The 15,493-nt window shown below is 71.6% G+C and carries 19 protein-coding genes, 3 tRNA genes and 1 pseudogene; 18 read left to right on the top strand and 5 right to left on the bottom strand.

All coding sequences use genetic code 11. The features are described 5' to 3' along the window. Positions 1-244: 244 nt before the first annotated feature. Entirely contained in the window at positions 245-1,357 is a 1,113-nt protein-coding gene (locus tag ASE20_RS11340) for a glycosyltransferase (protein WP_056894655.1), read from the bottom strand. Positions 1,358-1,419: 62 nt separating this feature from the next. Here ASE20_RS11340 and ASE20_RS25560 point away from each other — a divergent pair. The 11 genes and pseudogenes from ASE20_RS25560 to ASE20_RS11290 form a co-directional block, all read left to right on the top strand. After that, positions 1,420-2,134 (top strand): annotated as a pseudogene (locus tag ASE20_RS25560) (pirin family protein); the annotation flags it as partial. A gap of 3 nt (positions 2,135-2,137) precedes the next feature. Continuing rightward, positions 2,138-2,420: pirin-like C-terminal cupin domain-containing protein (locus tag ASE20_RS25555; protein WP_321163734.1), on the top strand; the 283-nt coding region annotated here is incomplete at its 5' end. Then, entirely contained in the window at positions 2,417-2,809 is a 393-nt protein-coding gene (locus ASE20_RS11330) for a CidA/LrgA family protein (protein ID WP_056894654.1), read from the top strand. The genes ASE20_RS25555 and ASE20_RS11330, both read left to right, overlap by 4 nt. Then, complete coding sequence (locus ASE20_RS11325; RefSeq protein ID WP_082612331.1) at positions 2,806-3,522, top strand: LrgB family protein; 717 nt, start codon at positions 2,806-2,808, stop codon at positions 3,520-3,522. Before ASE20_RS11330 ends, ASE20_RS11325 begins: the two co-directional genes overlap by 4 nt. Before the next feature lie 60 nt (positions 3,523-3,582). Continuing rightward, a complete protein-coding gene (locus tag ASE20_RS11320) occupies positions 3,583-4,983 on the top strand; it encodes an amidase (protein ID WP_056894653.1) in 1,401 nt (466 codons plus the stop codon). Positions 4,984-5,036: 53 nt separating this feature from the next. Continuing rightward, positions 5,037-5,109: transfer RNA gene (locus ASE20_RS11315), tRNA-Thr, on the top strand. Between the two features lie 65 nt (positions 5,110-5,174). Then, positions 5,175-5,248 (top strand) — tRNA-Met (locus tag ASE20_RS11310). 58 nt (positions 5,249-5,306) lie between these two features. Continuing rightward, positions 5,307-5,477, top strand: a complete 171-nt coding sequence (gene rpmG, locus ASE20_RS11305; protein ID WP_028654832.1) for a 50S ribosomal protein L33 — start codon at positions 5,307-5,309, stop codon at positions 5,475-5,477. Positions 5,478-5,603: 126 nt separating this feature from the next. Beyond that, a complete protein-coding gene (locus ASE20_RS11300; RefSeq protein WP_056894652.1) occupies positions 5,604-6,002 on the top strand; it encodes an FAS1-like dehydratase domain-containing protein in 399 nt (132 codons plus the stop codon). Then, a complete protein-coding gene (locus ASE20_RS11295) occupies positions 5,999-6,400 on the top strand; it encodes a MaoC/PaaZ C-terminal domain-containing protein (RefSeq protein ID WP_056894651.1) in 402 nt (133 codons plus the stop codon). The genes ASE20_RS11300 and ASE20_RS11295 overlap by 4 nt, the downstream gene beginning before the upstream one ends. Further along, positions 6,393-7,424, top strand: coding sequence for a UDP-N-acetylmuramate dehydrogenase (locus tag ASE20_RS11290; protein WP_056894650.1), 1,032 nt, complete (start codon positions 6,393-6,395; stop codon positions 7,422-7,424). The genes ASE20_RS11295 and ASE20_RS11290 overlap by 8 nt, the downstream gene beginning before the upstream one ends. 24 nt (positions 7,425-7,448) lie before the next feature. Here ASE20_RS11290 and ASE20_RS11285 read toward each other — a convergent pair whose 3' ends face one another. Continuing rightward, entirely contained in the window at positions 7,449-7,949 is a 501-nt protein-coding gene (locus ASE20_RS11285; protein ID WP_056894649.1) for a DUF4190 domain-containing protein, read from the bottom strand. A 48-nt stretch (positions 7,950-7,997) separates the two neighbouring features. Further along, positions 7,998-9,017 (bottom strand): adenosine deaminase, encoded by a 1,020-nt coding sequence (locus ASE20_RS11280; protein WP_056894648.1) that lies wholly within the window; start codon positions 9,015-9,017, stop codon positions 7,998-8,000. 126 nt (positions 9,018-9,143) lie between these two features. On the opposite strand from ASE20_RS11280, the gene ASE20_RS11275 reads away from it, so the two are divergent. From ASE20_RS11275 to rplA, 5 genes are all read left to right on the top strand, one after another. Beyond that, positions 9,144-9,216: transfer RNA gene (locus tag ASE20_RS11275), tRNA-Trp, on the top strand. A 41-nt stretch (positions 9,217-9,257) separates the two neighbouring features. Beyond that, complete coding sequence (gene secE / locus ASE20_RS11270) at positions 9,258-9,518, top strand: preprotein translocase subunit SecE (RefSeq protein ID WP_056895156.1); 261 nt, start codon at positions 9,258-9,260, stop codon at positions 9,516-9,518. A gap of 44 nt (positions 9,519-9,562) precedes the next feature. Then, positions 9,563-10,468: a transcription termination/antitermination protein NusG gene (gene nusG, locus ASE20_RS11265; protein ID WP_082612330.1), complete on the top strand. Its 906-nt coding sequence runs from the start codon at positions 9,563-9,565 to the stop codon at positions 10,466-10,468. 122 nt (positions 10,469-10,590) lie between these two features. Next, on the top strand, positions 10,591-11,022 hold the full coding sequence (rplK, locus tag ASE20_RS11260) for a 50S ribosomal protein L11 (RefSeq protein ID WP_036550298.1): 432 nt from the start codon (positions 10,591-10,593) through the stop codon (positions 11,020-11,022). 63 nt (positions 11,023-11,085) lie between these two features. Then, positions 11,086-11,805 (top strand): 50S ribosomal protein L1, encoded by a 720-nt coding sequence (gene rplA / locus ASE20_RS11255; protein WP_056894647.1) that lies wholly within the window; start codon positions 11,086-11,088, stop codon positions 11,803-11,805. Positions 11,806-11,961: 156 nt separating this feature from the next. Here the strand turns inward: rplA and ASE20_RS11250 are convergent, their stop codons facing one another. Continuing rightward, positions 11,962-13,242 carry an aminotransferase class I/II-fold pyridoxal phosphate-dependent enzyme gene (locus ASE20_RS11250; RefSeq protein ID WP_056894646.1) on the bottom strand — a complete coding sequence of 427 codons (1,281 nt, stop codon included), beginning with the start codon at positions 13,240-13,242 and terminating at the stop codon, positions 11,962-11,964. Between the two features lie 71 nt (positions 13,243-13,313). After that, a complete protein-coding gene (locus ASE20_RS11245) occupies positions 13,314-13,682 on the bottom strand; it encodes a nuclear transport factor 2 family protein (protein ID WP_056894645.1) in 369 nt (122 codons plus the stop codon). A 319-nt stretch (positions 13,683-14,001) separates the two neighbouring features. On the opposite strand from ASE20_RS11245, the gene rplJ reads away from it, so the two are divergent. Together rplJ and rplL are read left to right on the top strand one after the other, a co-directional pair. Continuing rightward, on the top strand, positions 14,002-14,673 hold the full coding sequence (gene rplJ / locus ASE20_RS11240; protein ID WP_056894644.1) for a 50S ribosomal protein L10: 672 nt from the start codon (positions 14,002-14,004) through the stop codon (positions 14,671-14,673). Between the two features lie 81 nt (positions 14,674-14,754). Continuing rightward, entirely contained in the window at positions 14,755-15,147 is a 393-nt protein-coding gene (gene rplL, locus ASE20_RS11235; protein ID WP_056894643.1) for a 50S ribosomal protein L7/L12, read from the top strand. The last annotated feature ends 346 nt before the right edge of the window (positions 15,148-15,493 follow it).

Raw genomic sequence — 15,493 nt, 5'->3', positions numbered from 1 at the left:
GTGCGAAGTGGCACCACGAGCCGTGGGAGATGGCACCACGAGCCGTGGGAGATGGCACCACGAGGTGTGCCTCGCAACTGTGGCCGGCCGTCGATCCTGGCACCTCACCGCGCGTTCGGTAACACCTCGCGATGCCCTCACCAACGCCTCGTCGTGCCACGAGCGACGGTTCGTGGTGCCACTAGCGACGGTTCGTGGTGCCACGAGCGACGGTTCGTGGTGCCATCTCGCACGGTTCGTGGGGTCAGGCGGTGAGGACGCCGACGTGGTCGCCGGCGTGAAGGGCGAGCATCCGGGCGACGGTGCGGTCCCAGCCGAAGCCCTCGGCGCGGTGCCGGGCAGCGCGGCGGACGACGTCCTCGGTCCGGGCGGCCAGGCGCAGGACCGCGTCGGCGAGGGACGACGGGTCGGGGGTGCCCCAGTCGCCCGAGGTGGCGTCGACGAGCTCCCGGGCGCCGCCGCGGTCGGCGGTGACGACGGGGGTGCCACAGGCCAGTGCCTCGAGCACGGCCAGGCCGAAGGTCTCGCCGGGGCAGACCGACAGCGCGACGTCGGCGGCGGCGAGCCGGTCGCGCAGCGCGGCGCGGCCGTCGACGTACCCGTGGAGGTGGACGGGCGCGCCGGCTGCGAGCGCCTCGAGCTCGTCGCGGTGGGGGCCGTCGCCGTACACGTCCATCCGGACCGGTACGCCGCGGCGGTGCAGCTCGACCGCAGTGGCGACCGCGAGGTGCGGGGACTTCTCCCGCGACAGCCGGCCGGCGTGGACCAGCCGCAGCTCGTCGGACCGAGCACCACGGGGCACCGGCCGGAAGGTGTCGAGGTCGACGCCCAGCGGTACCCGTTCGACGGGACATCCTGCGGCCTCCGCGACCGAGCGGAACTCGTCCTCGGCGTACCGCGACGTCACCACCACGGTGTCGAAGGACCGCACGAGCAGCCGGTTCAGCAGCCCGATCGACACCTTCGAGGTGGTGTCGAACCCCGAGCGCATCGCGAACATGTCGCCCATCCGCTCGTGCGACAGCAGCACCGACCGGACGCCGTTGCGCCGCGCCCACCAGGCGACCGGCAGCAGGGTCAGCTTGTCGCTCCACTCGACGCTCGTCGGCTGCCAGCGCTCGAGGACCTCGGTCACCCGCCACGGCTCGACGATCAGCCGGTAGCCCCCGCCGACCCGCGGAGCCCGCACCTGTACGACGTCCCCGAGGTCCGTCGACGTCACGGCATCGACCGGTCCGGGGATCACCAGCAGCCGGTCGGCACCCGCGTCGACGTACCCACGGCCCAGGTGCTCGATCGCGGTCCGCATGCCTCCGGAGGTGGCTCCGACGAAGTTGGCCAGCTGGGCGATGCGCACGGGGCCACCATGGCGACGACGGGTGAACTGATGCCCACCACACGGTTGACGGACGCGGAAGGATGGACCCTGTGAGCAATCCCGAGAAGGACCCCGGCGAGGTGGTGTGCGAGGCCCGGCCCGCGGCAGGGGTGGAGCTGATGACGCCGCGGGAGGTGCCGCTCGGCGGCCCCCGCGCGATGGCGGTACGACGTACTCTCCCGCAACGCCACCGGTCCCTGATCGGCGCGTGGTGCTTCCTCGACCACTACGGCCCCGACCTGGTCAGCGAGAGCGGCGGGATGGAGGTGGCGCCGCACCCGCACACCGGCCTGCAGACGGTCAGCTGGCTGTTCACCGGCGAGATCGAGCACCGCGACAGCGCGGGCAACGTGGCGATGGTCCGCCCGCAGGAGGTCAACCTGATGACCGCCGGGCGCGGCATCAGCCACTCCGAGGTCTCGACGCCGGGGACCACGGTGCTGCACGGCGCGCAGCTGTGGGTCGCGTTGCCGGACGCCGCCCGCGACACCGACCCCGGCTTCCAGCACTACGCGCCGGAGCAGGTCGCTGGGGAGGGCTGGCGCGCCCACGTGTTTCTGGGCTCCCTGCTCGGCGACAGCTCGCCGGTCAGCACCTTCACGCCGTTGCTGGGCGCCGAGCTGGTGCTCGACCCGGGCGCGACCGTGCGGGTGCCGGTCGACCCGGCCTTCGAGCACGGCGTGCTCGTCGACCTCGGCTCGGTCACGGTCGGCGACCTCGACGCGAAGGTCGCGGACCTGGCCTACGTCCCGACCGNNNCTGCCTGGTCGCCGGCGACGAGGGCGCCCGCCTGCTCGTGCTCGGCGGGCCGCCGTTCGGCGAGTCGATCGTGATGTGGTGGAACTTCGTCGGCCGCACCCACGACGAGATCGTGGAGTACCGCGCGGCCTGGCAGGCGCAGATCACCGACCCGGCCACCGGCGAGGTGCTGCCCGACAGCCGTCTCGTCGCGGCGGGGCGCTTCGGCGTCGTACCGGACCAGGCGTTGCGGCCGATCCCGGCCCCGGGCCTGCCCAACGCCCGCCTCAAGGAGCGCCGGTGATCGCTGGCCTGACCTGGTTGGTCGGCTTCCAGCTGCTCGGCGAGCTCGTCGTCCGCGTCACCGACGTGTCGGTGCCGGGGCCGGTCGCGGGGATGATGTTCCTGTTCGTGTACCTCCGTCTCCGCCGGTACGACGACGCCGGCTCGATCGTCCAGGCCGGCACCGCGCTGCTGCGCCACCTCCAGCTCTTCTTCGTGCCGGCGGGCGTCGGCGTCGTGGCGTACCTGTCGGTGCTGGGCCACGACGCGCTCCCCATCGGCGTGGCGATGGTCGGCTCCTGGCTGCTCGGCCTGGTCGCCGTCGGCTGGACCGCGGTCGGCCTCGAGCGGCTCCTCGGGCGGCCCCGCGACGACCTCCCCGGCCACCTCCCCGAGACGGGTACGACGTGAGCGACGCCCTCGACGCGGCCCGCGAGGTCGCGCGCTCACCGCTGGCCCTCCTCGCGGTCACGCTGGCCGGCTACCAGCTCGGCCGGTGGATCCAGCAGCGCTCCGGCGGCCACGCCCTCGCGCAGCCGGTGCTGGTGGCGATCGTGGTGACCGGGCTCGCGATCACGGTGCTCGACGTCGACTACCCGGAGTACCGCTCGGGGGTCGAGCTGATCGCGTTCTGGCTCGGCCCGGCGACCGTCGCGCTCGCCGTACCCCTGCACCGTCAGGCGGACCGGCTCAAGGGCTTCGTCGTGCCGATGCTGGTCGCGGTGGTCGTCGGCGCGGTCGTGTCGATCACGTCCGCGGTGCTGCTCGCGCGGGCGCTCGGGGCCGACGAGGCGCTCGAGAAGACCCTCGCCACCAAGGCCGCCACCACCCCGGTCGCGATCGCACTGACCGACGCCCTCGGCGGCATCCCGCCGCTGGCGGCGGTGTTCGCGATCATCATCGGGATCCTCAGCGCGATCACCGCCCCGGCCGTCCTGGACCTGCTGCGCATCCGCGACCGCCGCGCCCGGGGCCTCGCCGTGGGCGCGGTCTCGCACGGCATCGGTGCCTCGCGGATGCTCCGGGAGGACGAGACCGAGGGCGCCTTCGCGGGCCTCGCGATGGGCCTGTCCGCGCTGGCCATCAGCCTGCTCGTGCCGGTCCTGGCGCTCGTCCTGTTCTGACCCGCGAATTCCGACCGTGGTCGGACGTCGCGGACCGCCACGGGCGGCTAGGTTCCCTGCATGCGCGTGCACAGCTTCTCCGACGATGCCCTCGGCGACCTCGACGCGGTGGGCCTCGCCGAGCACCTCGGTGCCGGCAAGGTCTCGCCCCAGGAGGTGGTCGACGCGGCCATCGCCCGGCTCGGGAAGGTCGACGACTCCCTCAACGCGATGGCCTACGAGGCCTTCCAGCGGGCCCGTTCCGAGGCCCGGGCCTCCCGGCCGGGCAGCTCGTTCCTCGCGGGCGTGCCGACGCTGGTCAAGGACAACGTCGACGTGGCCGGGATGCCGACCCGTTCGGGCACCGACGCGTGGGAGCCGCGTCCGGCGCGGAAGGACGGCGACTTCGCCGCGATGTACCTCGCCACCGGCATGGTCCCCCTCGGCAAGAGCCAGCTGTCGGAGTACGGCTTCAGCGCCTCCGCGGAGCACCCGCGGCTCGGCGCCGTACGCACGCCGTGGGACACCGAGCACACGGCCGGTGCGTCCAGCTCCGGCTCGGCTGCGCTGGTCGCCGCCGGTGTGGTCCCGATCGCCCACGCCAACGACGGTGGCGGCTCGATCCGCATCCCCGCGGCGGTCAACGGTCTGGTCGGCCTCAAGCCGACGCGCGGCCGGCTCGCGCAGGACAAGGTGTTCCGCGACATGCCGATCCGGATCATCTCCGACGGGGTCGTGACCCGCTCGGTGCGCGACACGGCGGCGTTCTACCGCGAGGCGGAGCGGATCCACCGCACCCTCGAGCTGCCGCCGATCGGCGACCTGACCCGCCCCGGCAAGCGCCGGCTCCGGATCGCGCTGAACACCTCCGGCGTCAGCCGTGGTGCCGACGCCGCGACCAAGGCGCTGACCGAGGAGACCGCCGCCCTGCTGGAGGACCTGGGCCACACGGTCACCGAGTCCGACGTGCCCGTCGGGCCGTCGTTCGCCGACGACTTCCTGCTCTACTGGGCGCTCCTGGCGCAGGCGATGCTGGCGCTGGGGCGCCCGACCCACGGCCGCACGTGGGACCGCTCGCGCCACGACAACCTGACCCTCGGCCTGGCGCGCCACGCTCGCCGCAACCTGCACAAGGTGCCTGGTGCGATCACCCGGCTCAAGCGTGCCGCGGCCCAGGCGGAGCTCTACTACGAGCGCTACGACGTCGCGCTGACGCCCACGCTGGCCACCGAGACGCCGAAGGTCGGCCACCTCGACCCGACCCAGTCCTACGACGTGATCATGGACAAGCTGCTCGACTGGGTGGCCTTCACGCCGTGGCAGAACGTCACCGGCGCACCGGCGATCTCCCTGCCCCTCGCGACCACCGCCACCGGGCTCCCGCAGGGGATGATGTTCGGCGCCGCGCCGGGCCACGAGGCCCTCCTGATCGAGCTCGCCTACGAGCTCGAGGAGGCCCGACCCTTCGCCCGGATCCACTGATGGTGGCCCCGATTTCGTGCCGCGCAGGGCCGCGTATATAGTTCTCCGGCGTTGCCCCTTTAGCTCAGTCGGCAGAGCGTCTCCATGGTAAGGAGAAGGTCTACGGTTCGATTCCGTAAAGGGGCTCTGGGAGCAAGGGTCCGCCGATCCGAGCCGGAAACGGTTCGGGGAAGCGGGTGCCCTGACCCCCTGGCGGGGTAGCTCAGGTGGTTAGAGCACACGGCTCATAATCGTGGTGTCGCGGGTTCGAGTCCCGCCCCCGCTACGCCAGATGACGAAGCAGCACAGCAGTACCCCCGAAGACGCATCCAGAAGGACTTCCCGTGGCCAGCAAGAGCTCTGACGTTCGCCCCAAGATCACGCTTGCCTGCGTGGACTGCAAGGAGCGCAACTACATCACGAAGAAGAACCGCCGCAACGACCCCGACCGCATCGAGCTGTCGAAGTTCTGCCCGCGTTGCCGCAAGCACACCGCGCACCGCGAGACCCGCTGAGCCTCAGCGCTCCTCGCGCTCCGACGACCCGCCGCCCTCCGGGGCAGGCGGGTCGTCGTCGTTTCCCGGTACGCCGGGCGCAGCGCTGACTCGCGAGTAGCCGACAGAGGTGACTAGGGTCGAGCCATGCCGATCGACGCCTCCCTGGTCGGACGCGCCTTCCCCGCGACGCAGCCCCACCCGGTGACCGCGGAGGCCGTCCAGGCCTTCACGGCGGCCGTCGGCAGCGCCCCGGACGGGAACGTCCCTCCCACCTTCCCCATCGTCGTGGCCTTCGCTGCGCTCCAGGACTTCCTGGCCGCCGAGCAGGTCGAGCTCTCCCGGATCGTCCACGGCGACCAGCGCTTCCGCTACCAGCGCCCGGTCGCGGTCGGTGACGTCCTCACCGCCCAGCTGACCGTCACCGGCGTCCGGTCGATCGGCGGCAACGACATCGTCAGCACCTCCAGCGAGATCACCGACGCCGACGGCGGCGTGGTCTGCACCGCGACCGCGACCATCGTCCACCGCGGAGGTGCGGCATGAACGACCTGACCCCCGGCGCCGAGCTCGAGACGAAGACCTTCGACGTCACCCGCGCCGACCTCGTTGCCTACGCCCATGCCAGCGGCGACCACAACCCGATCCACCAGGACGAGGAGATCGCCCTCGCCGTGGGCCTTCCCGGCGTGATCGCGCACGGGATGTACACCCTCGCGCTCGTCGGTCGTGCGATCGGCGAGTGGACCGGGGGAGCCGAGGTCGTCGAGATCGGCGCGAAGTTCGTCGCGCCCGTCGTCGTACCCGCTGAGGGGGCGGCGCAGGTCACGGTCGCCGGCACCGTCGGCGAGCGCACCGACGACGGCCTGCTCCCGCTGGCCCTCACGATCACCGTCGACGGCACGAAGGTGCTCGGGGCGCCCAGGGCGACGGTTCGTGCCTGACCCGGCCCTCGCGGACCTCACCACGCTGCGGCTCGGCGGCCCCGCCCGGCGCTACGTCGCGGCTCCGGACGCCGACGCGCTGGTCGCGGCCGTGTCCGAGGCGGACGCCGCGGGCGAGCCCGTGCTGCTGGTCGGCGGGGGCAGCAACCTCGTCGTCGCCGACGAGGGCTTCGCCGGCACGGTCGTCCACCTCACGGGCGGCGGCGTGAGGGTCGAGGACGACGCCTGCGGCGTCACCACCGTGACGGTCGCGGCCGGCGAGCCGTGGGACGACTTCGTCGCGCGGGCCGTGGCCGAGGGCTGGCCGGGCGTCGAGGCGCTCTCCGGCATCCCCGGCACCGCCGGCGCCACCCCGGTCCAGAACGTGGGTGCCTACGGCCAGGAGGTCGCCCAGACCATCGCCCGCGTGCGGGTCTGGGACCGCGTGCTGCGCGGCCAGCGCACCTTCACCGCGGCCGAGTGCCAGTTCGCCTACCGCCACTCCCGCTTCAAGGCCGACCCGGCCCGCCACCTCGTCCTCGACGTCACCTTCGAGCTGCACCCCGGCGAGCTCTCCACGCCGGTGGCCTACGCCGAGCTCGCCCGCACCCTCGGCGTCGAGCCCGGCGGCCGCGCGCCGCTGGCCGACGTGCGCGAGGCCGTCCTGGGCCTGCGTCGCGGCAAGGGCATGGTCCTCGACGCGGCCGACCACGACACGTGGAGCGCGGGCTCGTTCTTCACCAACCCGTTCGTGGAGCCGTCGCGCGTGCCGGAGGGTGCGCCGTCGTACCCGCAGGCGGACGGGTCGGTGAAGACCAGTGCTGCCTGGCTCATCGAGCACGCCGGCTTCGGCAAGGGGCACGGCCTCGACCGCCCGGGCGCCCGGGTCTCGCTGTCGACCAAGCACACGCTCGCGCTGACCAACCGTGGCGGCGCCACGACCGCCGAGCTGCTCGACCTCGCGCGCGAGGTCCGCGACGGCGTGCGGGAGCGGTTCGGCATCACCCTCGTCAACGAGCCGGTGCTCGTCGGCGCCACGCTCTGAGGCGGTCGGCGCCGGGTCCAGCCCTCAGGCGACGCCGTCGAATATCGCGACCAGGAAGATGACGAACGCGGCGACGACCAGCAGCGCGATGACGCCGAGCACGAGACCGACGATGCCCGTCACCAGGCCACCGGTGGCGATGCCCTCGCCGCCGTACCGGCGCGGGTCGGCACGGATCTCGCGACGGGAGCGCACGCCCAGCCAGATGGCGAACGGTGAGCACACACCCGCCAGCAGCGTGACGCCGAGGAAGGGCGTCAGCACGATGCCGACGATGCTGGAGATCCCCAGCACGAGCGAGGTGACCGCCAGCGGGTGCGTCGTCGCGCCCGGGTGGCTCATGTACTGCGGCGGGACCTGGTAGGGCTGCTGTCCGGCCGGAGGTCCGACGGGGTACGGCGCCGGCCCGCCCTGCGGCTGGCCCGCTCCGGGCTCGGGGCTCGCCTGCCCCCACGCGGGCGCGGCGTACTGCTCGAACGCGGGGTCCGGGCCGGACGGGGACGCCAGGGGCGGCTGCTCGCTCATGCCGGTGATCCTCCCATCCGGGAGGTCGGCCGAAACGGGTTCGCGGGGTCAGGCGTCGGGCGCGGCGAGCCACGCGTCGACGTCGGCGAGCGCCCGGTCGCGCAGCTCCCCGGGGGCGCGACTGGCCCGCAGCGACATCCGGGCCAGCTCGGCGAGCTGCTCGTCGGAGAGGTCGTGCGCGGCCCGCATCGTGGCGTACTGGCCGGCCAGCCGCGACCCGAAGAGCAGCGGGTCGTCGGCGCCGAGCGCGATGGTGGCGCCGGCATCGAGCAGCGTCGGCAGCGGCACCGAGGTGAGGTCGGAGTAGACCCCGAGCGCGACGTTGGAGACCGGGCAGACCTCGAGGGCCACGCCCGTGTCGACGATCCGCTTCAGCAGGTCGGCGTCCTCGGCGGCCCGCACGCCGTGGCCCAGCCGACCCGCGTGCAGGGAGTCCAGGCAGGTGCGGATGTGCTCGGGTCCGCGCAGCTCGCCGCCGTGGGGGACCAGCAGCAGGCCGGCCCGCTCGGCGATGGCGAAGGCCCCGGCGAACTCCTGCGTCCGGCCGCGGCGCTCGTCGTTGGAGAGGCCGAAGCCGACGACCCCGCGGTCGACGTACTGGGCCGCCAGCCGGGCGAGGGTCCGGGCGTCGAGCGGGTGCCGCGTCCGGTTGGCCGCGATCACGACCGCCATCCCCAGCCCGGTCCGCGCCGACGCATCGCGCACCGCGTCGAGCACCAGGTCGGTGAATGCGGTGATGCCGCCGAACCGGCCGCCGTACCCGCTCGGGTCGACCTGGATCTCCAGCCAGCGTCCGCCGTCGGCGACGTCGTCCTCGGCGGCCTCGCGGACCAGCCGGCGCACGTCGTCCTCGGTGCGGAGCACGGAGCGGGCCACGTCGTACAGGCGCTGGAAGCGGAACCAGCCCTTCTCGTCGGCCGCGGTCAGCTGCGGCGGCCACTCGGCGACGAGCGCGTCGGGGAGATGGATCCCGTCGCGCTCCGCGAGCTCGAGCAGGGTGGCGTGGCGCATCGATCCGGTGAAGTGCAGGTGGAGGTGCGCCTTCGGCAGAGCATGGAGGTCCCGCACGGCGCCATCGTAGGGCTGCCCGGCTTTGGCCCCGTGTGGGTGGGGTGGGTAGAGTCACCCTCTGGTGGTTCTTCCACATGGTGAGTCGCGCCCTGAATGCTCAGGCGTTGCGAGCCGGAACCCCGAAGGGCACTAGCTCAATTGGCAGAGCATCGGCCTCCAAAGCCGAGGGTTGGGGGTTCAAGTCCCTCGTGCCCTGCAAGAGATGACCACTGAAGTACTGGCGAAAGGGTGAGCAGCGTGTCGGACGCTCCGGCAGTCGGGGGCCGCAAGGACTCCTCCGGCGGCAAGCAGCCCGAGAAGCGCACCGGACCGGTGACCTTCTACCGCCAGGTCGTCGCTGAGCTGCGCAAGGTGGTCTACCCCACCCGCGACCAGCTGGTGACCTACTTCTTCGTGGTCCTCGCCTTCGTGCTCGTGATGATCGCGCTCGTGTCGCTGCTGGACCTCGGTCTCGGCAAGCTCGCGTTCGAGGTCTTCACCGGCGCGGACGACATCTGATCCCCGCCCGCCCGGCGGGTGTCGGTGAAACCAACGGACAACTGATGGAGCAGCGCGTGTCGGAGCAGTACGACTCGGCCCCCGAGATCGACGAGGCGGCCGACCAGGTCGAGGCCGTCGAGGCCGTCGAGGCAGCCGAGGACGACGCCCTCGAGGAGACCGCCCAGGCCGACGAGGCCGAGCAGACGGTCGAGGTCGACGAGACCGTCGACATCGAGGGTGCCGACGAGATCGCCGCTGTCGAGGACGAGTCCGACGAGGACACGGACGACGCGGAGGAGCCCGTCGAGGACGACGCTCCCGCCGCCGCCGACGAGGACCCGCTCGAGGCCTTCCGCCGCGAGCTGTGGGCCAAGCCCGGCGACTGGTTCGTGGTGCACACCTACTCCGGCATGGAGAACCGGGTGAAGCAGAACCTCGAGAACCGGATCCACTCCCTCAACATGGAGGACTACATCCACGAGATCGTGGTCCCCACCGAGGAGGTCGCCGAGATCAAGAACGGCCAGCGCAAGATGGTCAAGCGCACCGTTCTCCCCGGCTACGTCCTGGTCCGCATGGACCTCACCGACGAGTCCTGGGCCGCCGTCCGGCACACGCCCTCGGTCACCGGCTTCGTCGGCCACAGCCACCAGCCCGTGCCGCTGAGCATGGACGAGGTCGAGAAGATGCTGGCCCCGGCCGTCGTCAACGCCGCGGTCGCCGAGGCCGAGGCTGCTGCCGCCGCCGGTTCGGGTGGCGGTGCCGCTTCGACGCCGTCCAAGCGCCCGGTCGAGGTCGCGGACTTCGACGTCAACGACTCGGTCCTGATCGTCGACGGCGCGTTCGCCACGCTGCACGCCACGATCACCGAGATCAACGCCGAGGCCCAGCGGGTCAAGGCCCTGGTCGAGATCTTCGGCCGCGAGACCCCGGTCGAGCTGTCCTTCAGCCAGATCCAGCGGGTCTGAATTTCGCTCCCGCGCCTGCGCGCGGAAGAATGTCTGGGTTCCCCGGCTTCGCGGTCGGGTGACGCAGGTGGCAGAGGCCTTCGTACGGCCTCGTCATGACCACGAGAGAAAGAGATAGAGGAATGCCTCCCAAGAAGAAGATCGCCGCACTGGTCAAGGTGCAGCTGCAGGCTGGCTCGGCCACCCCGGCTCCGCCGGTCGGTACCGCGCTCGGCCCGCACGGCGTCAACATCATGGACTTCTGCAAGGCGTACAACGCCCAGACCGAGTCCATGCGCGGCAACGTCATCCCGGTCGAGATCACGATCTACGAGGACCGGTCGTTCGACTTCATCACGAAGACGCCGCCGGCCGCCGAGCTGATCAAGAAGGCCGCCGGCCTCAAGAAGGGCTCGGGCGTCCCGCACAAGGAGAAGGTCGGCAAGCTGACCAAGGACCAGGTGCGCGAGATCGCCACGACGAAGCTCCCCGACCTCAACGCCAACGACATCGACGCCGCCATGAAGATCGTGGAGGGCACTGCCCGCTCCATGGGCGTCACCATCGACGGCTGAAAAACCGTGGAAGGGCCGCGCTGGCCCGCTGACCACATCTCCTCTTCTAACTAAGGAATCACCATGCAGCGCAGCAAGACCTACCGCGCGGCTGCGGAGACGTTCGACAAGAACGAGCTCTACGCGCCGCTCGCCGCGATCAAGATCGCGAAGACCAGCAGCAAGAAGAAGTTCGACGAGACCGTGGACGTCGTGTTCCGCCTCGGCGTCGACCCCCGCAAGGCCGACCAGATGGTGCGCGGCACCGTCAACCTGCCGCACGGCACCGGCAAGACCGCCCGCGTGCTCGTGTTCGCGGTGGCCGACAAGGCCGAGGCCGCCCGCGAGGCCGGCGCCGACTTCGTCGGTGGCGACGAGCTCATCGACAAGGTGGCCGGCGGCTGGACCGACTTCGACGCCGTCGTCGCGACCCCGGACCTGATGGGCAAGGTCGGCCGCCTCGGCCGCGTACTCGGTCCCCGCGGCCTCATGCCGAACCCCAAGGTCGGCACCGTCACCCCGGACCCGGCCAAGGCCGTCTCCGACATCAAGGGCGGCAAGATCGAGTTCCGCGTCGACCGTCACGCCAACCTGCACTTCATCATCGGCAAGGCCTCCTTCTCCGAGCAGGCGCTCGCCGAGAACTACGCCGCTGCCCTCGAGGAGGTGCTGCGTCTCAAGCCGGCCAGCTCCAAGGGCCGCTACCTGAAGAAGGTCACCGTCTCCACGACCATGGGCCCCGGCGTCCAGGTCGACCCCAACCGCATCAAGAACGTCGCGGTCGAGGACGAGGCCACCGCCTGATCCAGGCACCCAGCCCGTACGCCGAAGCCCCGGTCACCGTGAGGTGACCGGGGCTTCGGCGTGCCCGGGGTTGGTGACGTCTTCCTGCGGTTGGTGACGGTTGCAACCGTCACCAACCGCAGGGATCCCCGCCGGAGCGGGGATCCCTGCACCCGCTCAGGCGCTGAGCTTCTCCAGCGCCGCCAGCTCGACGCAGACCGCGACACCGGCCATCGCGGCCTCGACCTCCTCGAGCACCGGGAACGTCGGCGCGAGGCGGATGTTGCGGTCGCGCGGGTCGTCGCCGTGGGGGAAGGCCGAGCCGGCCGGGGTCAGGGCGATGCCGGCATCCTTGGCGAGGGCGACCACGCGGGTCGCCGTACCGTCGAGGACGTCGAGGTTCACGAAGTAGCCGCCCGTCGGCGCGGTCCACTCGGCGATGCCGAGCCCGGAGAGCCGGCTCGAGAGGGCGTCCTCGACCGCGGCGAACTTCGGCGCGATCAGGTCGCGGTGCTTGCGCATGTGCGCCCGCACGCCGTCGGCGTCGCCGAAGAACTCGACGTGGCGCAGGTGGTTGAGCTTGTCGGGACCGATCGAGGCGAAGCCGAGGCGCTGGAGGTACCAGGCGCGGTTCTCGGGGGAGGCGGCCAGGGCGGCGACGCCGGCGCCCGCGAAGGTGATCTTCGAGGTCGAGGCGAACATGATCGGCCGGTTCGGGTGGCCGGAGGCGGCAGCCAGGCCGAGCACGTCGGCGCTCTTGAGCTCGTCCTCGGTGAGGTGGTGGACGGCGTAGGCGTTGTCCCACAGGATCCGGAAGTCCGGCGCGGCGGTCGGCAGGGCGACCAGCTCGGCAGCGACCTCGGGGGAGCAGACCGACCCGGTCGGGTTGGCGTACGTCGGCACGATCCACATGCCCTTGACGGTCGGGTCGTCGGCGACGAGCGCGCGCACCGCGGCCACGTCGGGCCCGTCGGCGTTCATCGGCACGGTCACCATCTCGATGCCGAGCTCGGCGAGCATGGTGAAGTGCCGGTCGTAGCCCGGCACCGGGCACACGAACTTCACGACCGGCTCCTGCGACCACGGGCGCGGGGAGTCGGGGCCGCCCTTGAGCAGCATCGCGGTGATGACCTGGTACATCATCGTCAGGCTCGAGTTGCCGCCGCAGACGACCGCCGCGAGGTCGACGCCCAGCAGGTCGGCGAAGATCTCGCGGATCTCGACCAGGCCGTCGAGGCCGCCGTAGTTGCGCAGGTCGGTCCCCGACCGGTCCTGGTACGACGTCGGCAGGCCCAGCAGGCCGTTGGACAGGTCGAGCTGGTCGGCCCCCGGCTTGCCGCGGGTCAGGTCGAGCTTCAGGCCGCGGGCCGTGAGGGCGTCGTAGTCGGCGCGCACCGTCGTCAGGCGCGCGGCGAGCTCGTCGGCGGACAGGTCGGACAGGGGCGTCGAGGTGGTCACGGGTACATCGTGCCAAGTCGCGCCAGCGCGCGTACGCCCGGTCTCGTTTCCGGCGCCCGGTTCCGGCAGGCTCAGGCGAGGCGGACGTCGCTGCGCGACCAGAAGGCCCGCATGCTCGTGATCAGGCCGTCCTCGTCGAAGGTCATCACGTCGATCGGCTCGATCACCGAGGTCCGCTCGCCGTCGCCCGACCGGAACCGGAAGTGGAAGGCGGCCTCGTTGCCGGCGACCCGCACGGAGAGCAGCTCGGCGCTGCGCTCGCGGCTGGTCAGGGCGTCGTAGAAGGCGGCGATCTGCCTGCTGCCCTGCAGCACCGTCGAGCCCACCGGGTCTTCGACGGTGGCCCCGGGGGAGTAGAGCGCGGCGACCTGGTCGCCGCTGGTCGCCCGGGCGACGAGGTCGAGGTAGCGGGCAACGGCGGTGGGGATGTCGATCGTCATGGCCGCATCGTCGGCAGGGATGCTCCCCGCCGGGGCGTCGGTCCCGGCCGGCGGGACCGACCCGACGAGGGGCCGAGGAGGGGCCGACGATTTGGCCGGTACGCCGCGCCCGCCGTACGCTCGTCCACGAAACCTTAAGACCGCCGGTTGTCCGGACTACCAGTCCGGACCGAAGGTTCCGTGAGAGCGGACGGCCTGCGCAGGGGATCAGAGCAGCACGATGCAGGTTCTTCCTGCGGAGTCCACGCCCTGAGCGCCTGCGCTCAGGGCGTTCGTCATTCCCGGACGAGTGCGGCGGTCCCCATCCGGAAGGAGACCCATGGCGCGGGCAGACAAGCAGGCCGCCGTCGCGGAGATCGCTGAGTCTTTCAGCGGGTCCGCAGGCGCTGTGCTGACCGAGTACCGCGGTCTCACCGTCAAGGAGCTGCAGAACCTTCGCCGCTCCCTCGGTGCGAACGCCGATTACGCCGTGGTCAAGAACACGCTGGCCAAGCTGGCCGCCTCTGAGGCGGGCATCGAGGGCTTCGACGACCTGCTGACCGGCCCGACCGCGATCGCCTTCATCAAGGGCGACGTCGTCGAGGCGGCCAAGGGTCTGCGTGACTTTGCCAAGGCGAACCCCGCCCTTGTGATCAAGGGTGGCGTTCTCGACGGCGCGCTCCTCGACGCGAAGGAGATCGCCAAGCTGGCCGATCTCGAGTCGCGCGAGGTGCTCCTGGGCAAGCTGGCGGGCGCGATGCTCGCCTCGCTGAGCCAGGCCGTCTACCTCCTCAACGCCCCGCTCGCCCAGGCTGCCCGGCTCGCCGGCGCCCTGGAGGCGAAGGCGCAGGAGGACCCCTCGATCCTCGCAGGTGGTGCTGGTACGCCGGCCGCTGCCGAGGAGACCCCGGCCGCTGAGGAAGCCGCCCCCGCCGAGGAGGTCGAGGCACCCGCTGCCGAGGCCGCCGAGGTCGAGGCTGCCGACGAGGCGACCGAGTCCACCGACGCCTGATCCAGGCCGACGTACACCACCTGAAACCCCGGTCCGCCCGCCTCGACAGCGGGCAGACCACCTGAGAAAGGACACGCCACCATGGCGAAGCTCACCACCGACGAGCTCCTCGACGCGTTCAAGGAGATGACCCTCATCGAGCTCTCCGAGTTCGTGAAGCAGTTCGAGGAGACCTTCGGCGTCACCGCCGCTGCCCCCGTCGCCGTTGCCGCTGCTCCCGCCGCCGGCGGTGCCGCGGGCGGTGCCGACGAGGCCGCTGCCCAGGACGAGTTCGACGTCATCCTCGAGGCCGCTGGTGACAAGAAGATCAACGTCATCAAGGAGGTCCGCGCGCTGACCTCCCTCGGTCTCAAGGAGGCCAAGGACCTCGTCGAGGGCGCCCCGAAGGCGATCCTCGAGAAGGTCAACAAGGAGACGGCTGACAAGGCCAAGGAGGCCCTCGAGGGCGCCGGCGCCTCCGTCACCCTCAAGTGACCCCTCGCTGACACTCGTCAGCACCCGACGACCGGCAGAGCGCACGCGCTCTGCCGGTTGTTCGTTTTCCGCCCGTCCGCCTATCAGGCGGGCGGGCTTTGACGCTAGGGCTACTCGCTAGTACTTTCCGGGTCTCGATAGTCGAGTTGGCGTGACGCGCACCACGGTGACCGCGTAACGTGCGCCACGTGGCTGCGTTGTTCCCTCGCAGCCAGAGCCGGGTCAGCGGACGTAGGAAGAGGTCACCATGGGCGTCGACGTAGCAGTCACGAACCTGACGAAGCAGTTCGGCAAGCAGCTGATCTGGAAGGGCGTGTCGCTCACGCTGCCTGCGGGAGAGATCTCG

Source organism: Nocardioides sp. Root240, from assembly GCF_001428825.1.
In the GTDB taxonomy this organism is placed as follows: Bacteria; Actinomycetota; Actinomycetes; order Propionibacteriales; family Nocardioidaceae; genus Nocardioides.
Note: the sequence above shows the minus strand (reverse complement) of the source record. Positions and strands in the feature narration are given on the sequence as shown.